This is a genomic window from Streptomyces camelliae (assembly GCF_027625935.1).
In the GTDB taxonomy this organism is placed as follows: Bacteria; Actinomycetota; Actinomycetes; order Streptomycetales; family Streptomycetaceae; genus Streptomyces; species Streptomyces camelliae.
On record NZ_CP115300.1, the window covers coordinates 3,253,191 to 3,266,529 of the forward strand.

Consider the following 13,339-nt stretch of genomic DNA (forward strand, 5'->3'; position numbering starts at 1 on the left):
CGCGGCGGGCGACGCGATGGGGGTCCCCCGCGATGGGGGCCCCTCCCGCGCTGGGGGTCCCCCCGCGCGAGCGAAGCCGAGCGTGGGGGAGAAGCCGAGCGTGGGGGAGAAGCCGAGCGTGGGGGAGTCGGCGACCGACGACAACGCCGCAGATGTGCGTGTCAGGGCCCGCGACGCCGGGATGATCCAAACGACACCCCCTAGCTCCAGACGTTCCCCTGGTTCTGCCCGCGCGCCCCCTGCTGGCCCATGCCGAACTGGGCGGCGATGCCCGACCCGATCACCGCGTTCTGCGGCGGCAGCAGCTCGCTGGGCTGGACGAGCGCGAACCCGGTCCCCATGAAGCTCAGCTCCCAGCCCTCACCGGTGTTGCCGCGCCGGCGCCACACCCCGGAGGAGTGCGTCTGGGCCTGCATCTGCACCCGCAGCCCCGTGGACCAGGCGACGATCGCGTCCGCGTCGCAGTTGACGTACCGGTCCGGCGTGACCTGCATCAGCAGCGGCGCGCCCGAGGTCATCAGGGCGACCTTGCCGTGCCCGGTGATGTTCAGCTGGTACTTCCCGGAGCCGGAGATGCCGTAGAGGCTGTCGACGGCGATGACCTCGTGGTGCAGCGAGGAGTCCATGGCGAGGACGTAGGAGCTGTCGACGGTCAGCCCGTCCTGCTCGACGTCCATGATGTGCACGTGCTGGGCGAGGTTGGCGAGGTAGACCGTGCCCTGTCCGTGACAGCGCATCAGGTCCAGGCCCTCGCCGGTGTACGCACGCGCGCGTGCCTGGTTGTTGCTCTGGTACTCGGCGTCGAACTCCATCAGCCCCTGGTAGGCGACCATGCTGCCCTTGCGGGCGAGGATGTCGTCGTGGCCCTGCAGGGTGACGCGGAGCAGCTGTGAGTTCTGAAGGCTCCAGCGTTCCTGCGTCTGGAGGTCGTTGTGCGCGAAAAGCGGGCTCTGCATGACGTTCTGGCTCCCCCTCAGCCCCGGATCCGGAGGCGGTCGGTGCTGTCCTCGCTGGGCTGGACGACGACGATGCCCTGGCCGGAGAAGGCCATCTGGTAGGCCTCGCCGCTGCCCCGGCCGATCAGCGACTGCGCCTTGAAGCTGCGCTTGCCCCGCACCTTCAGGTTCGGCGACCAGGCGACCAGCGCGTCGGGGTCGACGTACGTCTCGTCCTCGCCGCCGCCGCAGTCGACGACGATCGGCGTGCCCCGGGAGGTCAGCGCGACCCAGCCCTGCCCGGAGATCTTGGTGTTCCACAGCCCCTGCCCGGCGAACTTCGCCAGACCCTTGACCCGCTCCACGCCCCAGCTCAGGTGGGCGTCGAAGGCGAGGAGGTTGGTCGCGTTGACGGAAATGCCGTCGCCGTTGAGATTGATCACGACGACGTTGGCGCCGTAGTCGGCGAGGTAGAGCAGTCCGTCACCGGTGCACTTCATCAGGGGCGCGCCCTCGCCGGTGATCCAGTCCCGGGCGATCTGGCGCACGGCCGGCGGGTTCGGCTCGTACTGGACGAAGCCTTCGTAGGCGACCATCGACCCCACGCGCGCGAGGAGGTCGTTTCCGGTCTGCATGGCGACCTTCAGCATGTGCTGGCCGTGGTTCTCCATGCGGGCGGTGACGGGTGCGGGGGCGTAGCCCGCGAGCGGCTGGTTCATGACGGGCTCCCTCAGACCTCGTACGGCTGGACGACGATGAAGTTGCCGGGCGCCCCCCGGAACTGGAGGTTGACGCTCTCTCCGGTGTCGCCCGGGTAGGCGTTGCGGCGCATGCGGACCTGGCTGGAGACGATCACCTGGGAGGCGGCCGACCAGGCGACGACGGCGTTGCAGTCGGCGAAGGTGGTCGGCGTGACCGGCAGGACGACGGGCGTGCCGTGCGTCTTGACGACGATCGTCCCGGTGCCCTGGAACTGCATGGTGAACAGCGCGCCGCCGGGGATGCCGTGGCCCTCGATCCGGCGGACCTCGTGGTGCAGGCTCTCGTCGAAGGCGAGGACGTTCTCCGAGGACACGCAGATCGCGTCGCCCTGGAGCTCGATGGGGTGCAGCTGGGTGGCGTTCTCGGCGAGGAACACCTGGCCCTGGCCGGTGCAGCGCATCAGCTGCATCTCCTGGCCGGTGGCGTGACCGACGATGCGCCCGGCGAATCCGGCGCCCTTGTAGCTGAAGTCGACCTTGCCCTGGTAAAGCACCATGCTGCCCTGCCGGGCCAGCACGGGCTGCCCGCCGATGCCGAGGTCGACCCGGACGAGCTTCTTGTTCTGCAGCGTCCAGCGCTGCCCGGTGGGCGTCTCCTTGAACATCTGGAGCGCGGCCGTGACCCCGGCACCGGCCTGCGGGGCGCCCTGCGGCACTCCGTAGCCGGCCGGCTGCTGCCCGGGGACCTGACCGTAGGGCTGCTGCTGGCCGTAGCCGGGGGGCATGGGGGCGCCCGGCTGGCCGCCGTAGGAGGGCTGCTGCTGCCCGTAGCCCGGCGGCATCGGCGCGCCCGGCTGACCGCCGTACGACGGCTGCTGCGGAGGCTGGCCGTACGGCTGCTGCTGAGGCGGCTTACCGTACGGCGCGGGGGCCGGGGCGGGCGGCTGGACCGTACCGGCGGCGGGCGGGCTCAGGGGGGCGATGACCGTGGGCGCGCCGTGCACGTTCGGCGCAGGGGCCGGGGGCGGGGTCTGGCCGGGCGGGATCTGACCGGGCTGCGGGGTGAAGCCCTGCGGGGGCGTGTGGCCGGTCGGTGCGGCGAAGCCCTGCGGGGGCGTGCCACCGGCCGGCGGGGCGAAGCCCTGGGCAGCGGCGGACTGTGGTGCGGGGGCGGGGGCGGCCGGGGCGGCGAACGCGGGCGGGGCTGTGGCCTGGGCGGGCGGGGCGAAGCCGGGGGCGGCGCCGGTCTGCGGCTGCTGCGGCTGCGACTGCTGCGGGGTGGCGGGGGCCTCCTCCTCCAGCACCTCGCCGCCGAAGTTCTTCAGCAGCGCCTCCAGACCACCGTCGAAGCCCTGTCCGACGGCGGCGAACCGCCACACGTCCTTGAGGTAGATGTCACCGAGCATCACGGCCCGCTCGGTGGAGAACTCCGCGCCGTTGAACGAGTACCGCGCGACCTCCTCGCCGCCCGCCACGATGCGCAGGTAGCCGGGGGCGACCTGCGACATCTGCCCGGCGCCGTCGATGGTCGCGGTGAAGGACAGCTTGCGGATGTGCGAGGGGATCCGGTCCAGGGTGACCCGGAACGACTCCGTGTCGCCCGCCTGGGCACCCAGCAGTTGGAGGGACTCCTCGGGGGACTTCGGCTGGTTGAAGAAGACGAAGTACCGGTCGTCCGAGAGGCGCTCGTCGCCGTCCAGACCGAAGCAGCTGATGTCGAAGGTCAGTCCGGGGGCGGAGATCTGCACGCCTACGTACAGATCCGTGCCCGCCGTGAGGTCACTGATCCTGGCCTTGTGGCCCCGTTGGAATTCCCTGGCCATGCGTTACGACCGTCCCCCATCCCGAATGTGAGTGCGTCGCGCCAGGCTAACGGCAAAGTCCGACAACGGACGCAGCCGGTACAGACCCGGTACACAACCCGCGCAGGGGGCGGACGTACGGCCTCCGGCTCACTCCCCGCGCGCGCCGGGCACATGCGGCAGCCGTTCGGCCGCGACCACCCCTTCGAGATAGCCACGGGCCCGCTCGGTACGCGGATAGGCCTCCAAGAGCCGCCAGAAGTCCGGCCCATGACCGGGCACCAGCAGATGCGCCAGCTCATGGCAGAGGACGTAGTCGACGACGTACTCGGGCATCCCCTGCAGCCGGTGCGAGAGCCGGATGCTGCCCTCGGCCGGCGTACACGAACCCCAGCGGGTGTTCTGGTTGGTGACCCAGCGCACGGAGGCGGGGCGCGCCCGGCCGTCGAAGTACTGCGCCGACAGCCGCTCGGCACGCTCGGCCAGCTCGGCGTCGCCGAGGACCCGTTTGCTCTCCTGGGCGGCGAGTTTGTCGAGCATGACGGTGATCCAGCGCTGCTCCTCCGCCTTGGACATCCGGGCGGGGATCAGTACGACGGTGCGATCGCCCTCGCGGTACGCGGAGACCGTCCGGCGGCGCCGGGCACTCCTGCGGACCTCGATCGCGCTCGCCCCCGAGCCGCTGGGCGGCTGGCTCGTCGTGCTGCGCTGTGGCTTTCCGGCGCGGTGCAGTGGGTCGGCGGGCACGCCCCGACGTTACCCGGTGGGCCCGGGCAAAGTCCCGGCTCCGGGACGGTTCGCTGCCGATCCCCCACCATGCGTCTGATTCCTATGATTCCTACGACTGATCCGCACATCCGGTTTGCACGGCTCCGCTCCCGGCCGCCCGATCCACTTCCGACCGTCTCATACGACAAACACCCCTGCCCTGTGGATAACTCCCGGCACGGGTCGGGCGGGAACGGCATGCTGGCATTCGTCGGCGGGGCACGACCGGCTCCACCGGCGACAAGGACGTCCGGCGATCTTCCAAGGAGACTCCAGGGACGTTCCGGAGGATCCTTCAACGGACGGGGGACAGTCATGCATCCGGTGATGAAGCCCGCGCTGCGGCGTGGCTGGCGCGATCGCGACACGGTGCAGTTCGGGATGACTCCGGCGCACGCGGTGACGCTGGGACCGGTGGACGCGACGACACGCGGCTTCCTGGATCTGCTCAACGGCACGCGCGGACTGCCGCTGCTGCGCGAGGAGGGCCACCGCATGGAACTGCCGGCCGACCGGGTCGACACCCTGCTGAAGCGGCTCACCCGGGCCGGCCTCGTCGACGACGCGCGCGGCGGCGGACCGGCCGCGGACGCGCTGCGCGCACAGGACCACGTCCTGCAGCGGCTGCGCCCGGACCTCACCTCGCTGTCCCTGACCACGGCCGAGCCGGGCGGTGCGCTCGCCCGCCTCGCCGCCCGCCGCGCGCTCAGAGTGCGGGTGGAGGGCGCGGGACGGGTCGGCGCCGTGCTGGCATCGGTGCTGTCGGGCGCCGGCATCGGCGAGGTGGATGTGCGCGACACCGGACACGTGGAGCCCTGGGACGTGGCCCCGGGCGGACTGCCCGCCGACGCGGTCGGCGAGCGCCGCGACGCGGCGGCGCGGGCCGCCGTCCGCCGCGCGGCACCGGACCGCCCTCGGCGCCACGCCCACTCCCCCGGATCCGGCGCCCGCGAACCCGGCCTCTCCCTGGTGATCCTCACACCCCGCGACGACGTGAGCGTGTACGCACCGGACCCGGTCGCGACCGAGCCCCTGATGGCCTCCGGAACACCCCATCTGTACGCCGGTGTCGTGGAGGGCACGGGTGTCGTCGGACCGCTGGTCCTGCCCGGCGGGTCCGGCTGCGCCGGCTGTCTGCACTTCGACCGTGCGGACCGGGATCCGGCCTGGCCCCGGCTGATCGCACAGTGGCGGTCCGCGCCGGCCCGCCGGGTCGGGGCCTGCGATCTGGCGCTGGCCACGGCGGTCGCCGGACTGGCCGCGGCACACGCGCTGGCCTTCCTCGACGGGCGGTCGCCGTCCGGCACCGGGGCCCGCTGGGAGGCTTCTCTGCCCGGCCTGGACTGGTCCGCCCGACCGGTCCGGCCGCATCCGGCGTGCGGGTGCGGTGCGGCGGAGAAATCCACCGGGAAGACCAAGAAGAAGAACGGGAGGCAGGCCGGGGAGAAAGCCAAGGGGGAGCACGTCTCAACCAACGAGAAGCCACGCGCGACAATGGCGGTGCAACGGCCGTCGACGGAGCGACGATGCGAAACGGGCGCGGCGCGGCCGACTGGGACTTGGAGGGCGCATGTCTGATCTTCCCCGGAAGGCGGTCACCCGTACCGCCAAGCTCGCCGCGCTCCCGCTCGGCTTCGCCGGCCGGGCGACCTGGGGGCTGGGCAAGCGGATCGTGGGCGAGTCCGCGGAGATCGTCGGCAGAGAACTGCAACAGCGTACGGCGGAGCAGCTGTTCAAGGTGCTGGGCGAGCTGAAGGGCGGTGCGATGAAGTTCGGGCAGGCGCTGTCCGTCTTCGAGTCCGCACTGCCCGAGGAGGTCGCCGGTCCCTACCGCGCCGCCTTGACCAAGCTCCAGGAGGCGGCTCCGCCGATGCCGACCCGCACGGTGCACGGCGTGCTGGAGCAGCGGCTGGGCCCGGACTGGCATGATCTGTTCGAGGAGTTCGAGGACAAGCCGGCCGCCGCGGCCTCGATCGGGCAGGTGCACCGGGCGGTGTGGCACGACGGCCGCGAGGTGGCGGTCAAGGTCCAGTACCCCGGCGCCGGCGAGGCACTGATCTCCGACCTGGGTCAACTGAGCCGTTTCGCCCGTCTGTTGGGACCCCTGATCCCCGGCATGGACATCAAGCCGCTGATCGCGGAACTGAAGGACCGCGTCTCCGAGGAACTGGACTACGCGCTGGAGGCCCAGGCCCAGGCCGTGCACGCGGAGGAGTTCGCCGACGACCCGGACGTGGTGGTCCCGGCGGTGGTGCACCAGTGCGAGCAGGTCCTGGTCACGGAGTGGATCGACGGGATCCCCCTGTCGGAGATCATCACGGACGGCACCGAGGAGCAGCGCGACCGCGCCGGCCAGCTGCTGGCCCGGTTCCTGTTCTCGGGCCCTGCCCGCACCGGCCTGCTGCATGCCGACCCCCACCCGGGGAACTTCCGTCTGCTGCCCGGCGGCCCGTCAGGCGAGGACGACTGGCGCCTCGGCGTCCTGGACTTCGGCACCGTCGACCGCCTCCCCGGCGGCCTGCCGACACCGATCGGCGTCTCCTTGCGGATGACACTGGATGGCGAGGCCGAGCCGGTCTACGAACTCCTCTGCAAGGAGGGGTTCGTGAAGGAGTCCATAGAGCTGGACCCCGACGCGGTGCTCGACTACCTGCTGCCGATCATCGAGCCGGCCCGCGTCGACTCCTTCACCTTCACCCGTAGCTGGATGCGCAGCCAGGCCGCCCGCATCGCCGACCCCCGCTCCCCCGCGTATCAGCTGGGCAAGCGGCTGAACCTGCCGCCGTCCTATCTGCTGATCCACCGGGTGACCTTGAGCACGATCGGTGTGCTGTGCCAGCTGGGCGCCACGGTGCGGCTCCGGGAGGAACTGGAGGAATGGCTGCCGGGGTTCGTCGAGGACGACCTGCCCGGCGAGGCCCTGCCCGGCGAGGAGCCGGCGGCGGAGGCCTGATCCGGCATGCCCTGAAGGGGCGGAGGGGGAGGGGTGGGAGGGGGGAGGGGGAGGGGGCCCGAAGGAAAAGGCTCACCACCAGGAAGAATCCAGCCGCCCCTCGATCGCCCTGAGGTTCTCCCGGGAGCAGATGTCGCAGAAGTACCGGCGGATGCCGTTCTCCACGGAGCAGGTCCAGGTGACCGACTGGGGGCCGGGGCCGGCGGCGGGGGTGCCGCAGCGGGCGCAGGTGAGGGGAAGCCGGGGCTCCGTGGTGGAGCCGCCCTGATCACTGCCTCCGGGAGGACTCGTCACCCGGTGACGATAACTCCCGGACCGGCCGATCGTCGTACGCAACGCACCGCGGGGGCCCGTCCGTTCGGCCGGACGGGCCCCCGCGGGGAAGTCTTCGCCTCCCTGGGCCGGGAGGCCACCGCTTCTCAGGTGTGATCGCTACTGCATGACGGCCTGGGCGAGCGCGCGGCGGGCGCGGAGCGAGGCACGCTCGGCCCGGCGCTGCATCCGCTGGGCGACCACCAGGCGCAGGGCCCGGCGCTCTCTCCCGGCGTCATGGAGTCGCTCGTGCATATGCGCACGAGCCAGGGCTTCTTGCATGAGTTGCATCTCACGGTTCCTGTTCTGGCGCGCTTCGGTCGCGCCGGTGATGGGGAAGTCTGTGGTCGCGGAGCCTGTGGGCTCGCTGGTGGACGGCTTCATCGGGGCCTGCTTCTTGGGGTCGTGCGTGAGGGGGCGATCGATCGTTCCTGCGGTGTTCATGCCGTGACCGGGTTCTTCCGCGGGCGACCACGCGGCCGCTTCCGGGCGACGACGACACCCTGGACGAAGAGCTCGCCGCCCCAGACGCCCCAGGGCTCGCGCCGCTCCTTGGCACCGGCGAGGCAGGCCTCGATCAGCGGGCAGGTGCGGCAGAGGGACTTGGCGTACTCGACGTCCGCCGGCGACTCGGCGAAGAAGACCTCCGGGTCGTAGGAGCGGCAGGGGACGGGTACGCCGAGGTTCTCGATGGCGTCGTCGAGCGCGGTGAGCGCGGTGAGGGGGATCAAGGTGGAGTCCTCCGTGAGGCCGGGCGGGGGGATCGTTTGCGAAGGCGGTACGGACGGGGCGTGCGCTTCGAGTTGCACGGTTGGTCTTCCTCGTCTGGTCGTTCCGGCCGGTTGACCGGGTGTCGGCTTGGTACCGGGTTCTTTTCTTGTCCCGAGGCCCCTTCGCTCCGTCTTCCCGCTTGAGGGAAAACAGAAGGGCCGCGGATCCCGGATGGGGTTCCGCGGCCCTGAAGGCGCCGGCCTGATCGGATCAGGCTGGATCACTCCAGGGTTCTGGCCCACGGAAGGCCCACATCAGGTGGTGCTGCGTCGTCTGCTTCCGGAATCCGGCACCGGCCGCCGCAAAGGCATAGGCATGTGCCTGTGCCGCTACCGCTTCCAGTGCCTTGGTCGGTCGCTCATTGCGCTCGCGGACGGGAAGACCCGCGAGGGCGAGGGAGGATGCCGGCCGGACGGCACGGATGCCGGACAGACCGGTGCCCTGGTTCGAGGCGCCGAGCATGCACGTGGAGACGGTCGAGCGATCGGTCAGTTTGGCCGAGCTGATGGTGCTGGTGTTGATGCTGATCACTGGACTCGCCTCCTCTCGGCGTCTTGGGGACCGGCGCGAACCAGTCCGTTCGGATGTGCAAGTACATCACGGAGCCGGGGCCTTGGAGAAGGCCGCTGCTTCCGTGCCTAGAACCTATGGGGATTGCTGGGGCATGCGCAAACTATTTTTTCGACGAGTTCGCATCAGTCGTCCCCGTCGCCTTCCTTGATGTCCTGACCTGCGCAGATGGCCAGAACGTCAGCCCCGTAGCTGCGCAGCTTGCGGTTGAGGACGCCGGAGATGCGGGAGAGTTCGGCGGAGTTCTCCGGCCGGGCCTCGGCGATGGCCATGAGGGTTCGGTCGGTGAAGACGCAGAAGTCCGGTTGTCCGCTGCGCTCGGCCTGGACGGCCCGCCACTCGCGGAGGCGCTCGTAGAGCCCTTCGTCCATGTCCGAGGGGCAGTCCTCGCAGCGCATCAGCTTCATCTCGCCCGCCTCGGTGAGCGTCCGTCCGCAGACCCGGCAGCGGGCGGGGGTGCGCTGGGCGCGTCGCGGTACGGCGGCGGTGTCGCGGCTGGTGCCCCGTTCGACGCCCGCCGCGGCGCCGGTGCCGGTATGGCCGGCCGTGGCGGTGGTGCCGTGCCGGAGACCGTCGAGGAAGCGGCTGGGCCGGCGGTTGGGGCGTCCGCCGGGTGAGCGGGACAGGGCCCAGGAAACGTGGAGGCGTTCCCGCGCACGGGTGACGCCGACGTAGAGGAGCCGGCGTTCCTCCTCGATCTGCTCATCGGTCTTGGCGTAGGTGATGGGCAGCATGCCCTCGGCGACGCCGACCAGGAAGACGGCGTCCCACTCCAGGCCCTTGGCGGCGTGCAGGGAGGCGAGGGTGACGCCCTGGACCGTGGGGGCGTGCTGGGCGCCCGCCCGCTCGTCCAGTTCCGCGACGAAGTCGGCGAGGGTGGCCTTCGGGCTGGCGGCGGCGAGGTCGTGCGCGAGGTTGACCAGGGCGGCCAGGGACTCCCAGCGCTCTCTGACGGCGCCGGAGCCGGCCGGGGGCTCGCTGGTCCAGCCCTCCCCGGAGAGGACGGCACGCACCTGGGAGGGCAGGTCGACGGCGTCGTCCAGCAGGGAGTCGTTGCCGCCGAAGCGGGCCGCGCCGCGCAGGGCGAGGCCGGCCTTGCGGACCTCGGGCCGGTCGAAGAAGCGCTCGGCGCCGCGCAGCTGGTAGGGGACGCCGGCGTCGGCGAGGGCCTGTTCATAGGTCTCGGACTGGGCGTTCGTACGGAACAGGACGGCGATCTCGGCGGCGGGGACGCCCGCGTCGATCAGTTCGCGGATGCGGCGGGCGGCGCCTTCGGCCTCGGCGGGTTCGTCGGTGTACTCGGTGTGGACGGGCTCGGGGCCGGGGGGGCGCTGGGAGACGAGTTCCAGCCGGTGGTCGGCGGCTCGGCCGCGGGCCTGGGCGAGCAGGCCGTTGGCGAGGCGGACCACCTGGGGGGTGGAGCGGTAGTCCCGGACCAGTTTCACGACGGTGGCGCCCGGGTGCCTGGCCCGGAAGTCGAGGAGGTGGTCGGGGGTTGCTCCCGTGAACGAGTAGATGGTCTGGCTGGCGTCGCCGACGACGCACAGGTTGTCGCGGTCGCCGAGCCACAGCTCCAGCAGGCGCTGCTGCAGTGGGCTGACGTCCTGGTACTCGTCCACGACGAAGTGCTGGTACTGCGCGCGGACCTGTTCGGCGATGTCGTGTCGGTCCTGGAGGATGGCGACGGTCAGCAGCAGGACGTCCTCGAAGTCGATCACCGCGCGGTCGCGTTTTAGGTCTTCGTAGGCCGCGTAGAGGTGTGCGATCTCGGCGGGATCGCGGGGCGCCTCACGGCCGGCCTTCGCAGCTGCGTAGGGGTAGTCGGCGGGGACGGTCTGGGTGACCTTGGACCATTCGATTTCCGCGGTCACATCGCGTAGCTCGCCGCGGTCGAGCCGGGTGCCGCAGGCGGCGGCCGCGTCGGCGACGAGTTGGAGCTTGCGGTCGATGAGCCGGGGCATGCCGCCACCGATCGCTTTCGGCCAGAAGTACTGGAGCTGGCGCAGGGCGGCGGAGTGGAAGGTGCGGGCCTGGACGCCGTGGGCGCCGAGCTGGCGCAGCCGGCCGCGCATCTCTCCGGCGGCGCGGTTGGTGAAGGTGACGGCGAGCACGCTGGAGGGCTGCAGGATCCCGGCGCGCACCCCGTAGGCGATACGGTGTGTGATCGCCCGGGTCTTGCCCGTGCCCGCCCCGGCCAGGACGCACACCGGGCCGTGCAGGGCGGTCGCCACCGCGCGCTGCTCGGGGTCGAGCCCTTCGAGCACCGCGTCGGCCCCACTCGGCGGAGCCGAATATTGAGAACTGCCGGGGCCCTGCGGGAAGAGGGTGGAGTGCGTTGCTGCTGTCACACCGCAATGCTGCCAGGTCGTCCGGGACTGCCGTGGCGGTTGTCCACAGGCGGGCGGGCTTTGTCGTACTAATGCGGCAGGCGTCACAGCAGCCTGTGGACAACCGGGGTGACAGGGCGCATACCCCCGGTGGGAATGGCGGGCCCGTCGCGTACGTTCTCTCCCCGGACGACCTTTTCCGAGCTGCCTGAGGAGCGCGAGAGACATGCAGGGCACTGTGACGATGTACAGCACGACTTGGTGCGGCTACTGCCAGCGGCTGAAGAAGCAGCTGGAGCGGGAGGGCATCGCCTACACCGAGATCAACATCGAGCAGGACCCCGAGTCCGCCGCGTTCGTGGAGAAGGCGAACGGCGGAAACCAGACGGTCCCGACCGTGCTCTTCGCGGACGGCAGCACGCTGACGAACCCGTCGCTGGCTCAGGTGAAGCAGAAGCTGGCCGCGTAAGGTCCGCGCTGCCGGACGGCGGTTCCCGAGCCCCCTGGGGTTCAGGAACCGCCGTTTCGCGTCTTGTCCCACACGAGGACGTACCGCACAGCAGCCTGCGCCGGAAGCGGCAGCCCGGCAGCAGACGGCGGGCGGCCGTGCGGGCCTCGCCCCAGTGCATGGCGGAGTCCTCCACCGGCATGCCGGTGGGGCCGCGTTTGCCGCCGTGGGCGCGGGCGTACAGAAGGCTCACCGGCAGTCCGCAGCCGCTGATCACCCAGTCCAGCGGGGTGTGGTTGTACGCCATTCCGACGACGACCAGTCGGCCGCCGGGCGCGACCAGCCGGGTCAGGCCGCCGATCGCGTCCTCGAAGCGGGCGTGGTGCACGACGGCGACGGCGCTGACGAAGTCGTAGCCGTCCGTGGGGAGCGAGACGCCGTCGAGGTAGTCGGCCTCGACGAAGGTGACGTTCCCCGGCTGCCGGGCGCGGGCCTGCCGGATCATCTCCGGCGAGCGGTCCACGCCCGTGACCGTCCGCGCGCGGGCGGCGAGCTTGCGGGCCAGGAGGCCGTCGCCGCAGCCGACGTCCAGGGCCGTGCGGCAGCCGTCGGGTACGGCCGCCAGCACCGCCCGGTGGTAGTGGACGTTGTGGTTCCAGTACGGGTCGCCGGTCATCGGGGGTGTCTTCAGACGAAGCTTCGTGTCGGCAGCGGCTTGCCGTACCACATCTCGATCAGGCGGGCCGCGATGGAGATGCCGTAGGGCGGCATCACCTCGCCGGATTCGAAGGCGTCGTGCAGTTCCTCGCGGGAGAACCAGCGGGCCTCGTGGATCTCGTCGCCGTCGACGTCGATCTCGGTGGACGTGGCACGCGCCATGAAGCCGAGCATCAGGCTGGACGGGAAGGGCCAGGGCTGGCTGGCCACGTACTCCACCGAGCCGATGGTGACACCGACCTCCTCGGACACCTCGCGGCGCACCGCCTGCTCGATGGACTCGCCCGGCTCGACGAATCCGGCGAGCGTGGAGAAGCGGCCCTCGGGCCAGTGCACCTGGCGGCCGAGCAGGATGCGGTCGTCCGCGTCGGTGACGGCCATGATCACGGCCGGGTCGGTGCGCGGGTAGTGCTCGGCGCCGCAGGCCGGGCAGCGGCGGATGTGGCCGGCGGCGGCGATGACCGTGCGCTCGCCGCAGCGGGAGCAGAAGCGGTGGGTGCGCTGCCAGTTCTCCAGGCCGACCGCGTGCACCATGAGCCCGGCGTCGCGCGGCGACAGCAGCAGGCCCGCCTCCCGCAGGCCGGCGGGGCGCGCGGACTGGTCGATGCGGCCGGGCAGCGCGTCCTTCTGCAGCGCGAAGTAGCTGACGCCGTCCTCGTCGATGCCGAGGAAGTAGCGGTGCGCCTCGGTGAGCGGGGCCTCGAAGGAGGGCGTCATGACGAGTTCGGTACGGCCGTCCGGGGTCTCGTCGATGAGCACCTGGCCGCCGGAGACGACGAAGCAGCGGGTCGTGGGGTGGCTCCATGCCGCCGCGAGCCAGGCTTCGTCGAGCCGGTGGTGGGCGGCGCGGTCGATGCCGCTCGGGGCGGTCAGCGAGATGGGACGGTCGGCTGTGTCGTCGGTCCAGGTGGTCACGGGTGCTTCCAACTCCCCCAGTGCAGCGGTTCGTTCGGCGGGCGGTTCGGCGGGGCGTTCGGCGTGGGGCACCGGGCCGGATGGGGCGGGCGTGCGGGGCGGTTCCTCCAGTGTGCCCCG

Annotated in this window: 13 protein-coding genes and 1 pseudogene; 3 read left to right on the plus strand and 11 right to left on the minus strand. The window is 71.5% G+C overall.

What is annotated here, in order from left to right; all coding sequences use genetic code 11:
• Positions 1-200 precede the first annotated feature (200 nt).
• From O1G22_RS14640 to O1G22_RS14655, 4 genes are all read right to left on the minus strand, one after another.
• Entirely contained in the window at positions 201-956 is a 756-nt protein-coding gene (locus tag O1G22_RS14640) for an AIM24 family protein (RefSeq protein ID WP_225098485.1), read from the minus strand.
• Positions 957-973: 17 nt separating this feature from the next.
• Positions 974-1,654: an AIM24 family protein gene (locus O1G22_RS14645; protein WP_270081757.1), complete on the minus strand. Its 681-nt coding sequence runs from the start codon at positions 1,652-1,654 to the stop codon at positions 974-976.
• A gap of 11 nt (positions 1,655-1,665) precedes the next feature.
• On the minus strand, positions 1,666-3,459 hold the full coding sequence (locus O1G22_RS14650) for a TerD family protein (RefSeq protein WP_270081758.1): 1,794 nt from the start codon (positions 3,457-3,459) through the stop codon (positions 1,666-1,668).
• Positions 3,460-3,588: 129 nt separating this feature from the next.
• Positions 3,589-4,185 (minus strand): M48 metallopeptidase family protein, encoded by a 597-nt coding sequence (locus O1G22_RS14655; RefSeq protein WP_270081759.1) that lies wholly within the window; start codon positions 4,183-4,185, stop codon positions 3,589-3,591.
• A 336-nt stretch (positions 4,186-4,521) separates the two neighbouring features.
• Between O1G22_RS14655 and O1G22_RS14660 the strand changes: the two genes are divergently transcribed.
• Positions 4,522-5,784, plus strand: coding sequence for a TOMM precursor leader peptide-binding protein (locus O1G22_RS14660; RefSeq protein WP_270081760.1), 1,263 nt, complete (start codon positions 4,522-4,524; stop codon positions 5,782-5,784).
• Positions 5,777-7,159, plus strand: coding sequence for an ABC1 kinase family protein (locus tag O1G22_RS14665; RefSeq protein WP_270081761.1), 1,383 nt, complete (start codon positions 5,777-5,779; stop codon positions 7,157-7,159). Before O1G22_RS14660 ends, O1G22_RS14665 begins: the two co-directional genes overlap by 8 nt.
• 72 nt (positions 7,160-7,231) lie before the next feature.
• Here the strand turns inward: O1G22_RS14665 and O1G22_RS14670 are convergent, their stop codons facing one another.
• The 5 genes from O1G22_RS14670 to O1G22_RS14690 form a co-directional block, all read right to left on the minus strand.
• On the minus strand, positions 7,232-7,453 hold the full coding sequence (locus O1G22_RS14670; RefSeq protein WP_270081762.1) for a hypothetical protein: 222 nt from the start codon (positions 7,451-7,453) through the stop codon (positions 7,232-7,234).
• A gap of 138 nt (positions 7,454-7,591) precedes the next feature.
• Positions 7,592-7,915, minus strand: coding sequence for a hypothetical protein (locus O1G22_RS14675; RefSeq protein WP_225098493.1), 324 nt, complete (start codon positions 7,913-7,915; stop codon positions 7,592-7,594).
• The gene (locus tag O1G22_RS14680) at positions 7,912-8,280 is read right to left on the minus strand and encodes a WhiB family transcriptional regulator (protein ID WP_053664703.1); all 369 of its coding nucleotides are present in this window, start codon (positions 8,278-8,280) and stop codon (positions 7,912-7,914) included. The genes O1G22_RS14675 and O1G22_RS14680 overlap by 4 nt, the downstream gene beginning before the upstream one ends.
• A 172-nt stretch (positions 8,281-8,452) precedes the next feature.
• Complete coding sequence (locus tag O1G22_RS14685) at positions 8,453-8,773, minus strand: hypothetical protein (protein ID WP_270081763.1); 321 nt, start codon at positions 8,771-8,773, stop codon at positions 8,453-8,455.
• 164 nt (positions 8,774-8,937) lie between these two features.
• Positions 8,938-11,160 (minus strand): ATP-dependent DNA helicase UvrD2, encoded by a 2,223-nt coding sequence (locus O1G22_RS14690; RefSeq protein ID WP_428986362.1) that lies wholly within the window; start codon positions 11,158-11,160, stop codon positions 8,938-8,940.
• A 205-nt stretch (positions 11,161-11,365) separates the two neighbouring features.
• On the opposite strand from O1G22_RS14690, the gene O1G22_RS14695 reads away from it, so the two are divergent.
• A complete protein-coding gene (locus tag O1G22_RS14695; RefSeq protein ID WP_225098496.1) occupies positions 11,366-11,608 on the plus strand; it encodes a mycoredoxin in 243 nt (80 codons plus the stop codon).
• Positions 11,609-11,957: 349 nt separating this feature from the next.
• Here the strand turns inward: O1G22_RS14695 and O1G22_RS14700 are convergent.
• Positions 11,958-12,263: pseudogene (locus O1G22_RS14700) on the minus strand (class I SAM-dependent methyltransferase); the annotation flags it as partial.
• Between the two features lie 11 nt (positions 12,264-12,274).
• Entirely contained in the window at positions 12,275-13,219 is a 945-nt protein-coding gene (gene nudC / locus O1G22_RS14705; protein ID WP_225098498.1) for an NAD(+) diphosphatase, read from the minus strand.
• Positions 13,220-13,339: the final 120 nt, after the last annotated feature.

Bases quoted from the DNA above. Each gene is read 5' to 3' on its own strand.
- O1G22_RS14695 (WP_225098496.1), top strand. From the start codon at position 11,366: ATGCAGGGCACTGTGACGATGTACAGCACGACTTGGTGCGGCTACTGC.
- O1G22_RS14650 (WP_270081758.1), bottom strand. From the start codon at position 3,459: ATGGCCAGGGAATTCCAACGGGGCCACAAGGCCAGGATCAGTGACCTC.
- O1G22_RS14675 (WP_225098493.1), bottom strand. From the start codon at position 7,915: ATGAACACCGCAGGAACGATCGATCGCCCCCTCACGCACGACCCCAAG.
- O1G22_RS14665 (WP_270081761.1), top strand. From the start codon at position 5,777: ATGTCTGATCTTCCCCGGAAGGCGGTCACCCGTACCGCCAAGCTCGCC.
- O1G22_RS14640 (WP_225098485.1), bottom strand. From the start codon at position 956: ATGCAGAGCCCGCTTTTCGCGCACAACGACCTCCAGACGCAGGAACGC.
- O1G22_RS14660 (WP_270081760.1), top strand. From the start codon at position 4,522: ATGCATCCGGTGATGAAGCCCGCGCTGCGGCGTGGCTGGCGCGATCGC.
- O1G22_RS14645 (WP_270081757.1), bottom strand. From the start codon at position 1,654: ATGAACCAGCCGCTCGCGGGCTACGCCCCCGCACCCGTCACCGCCCGC.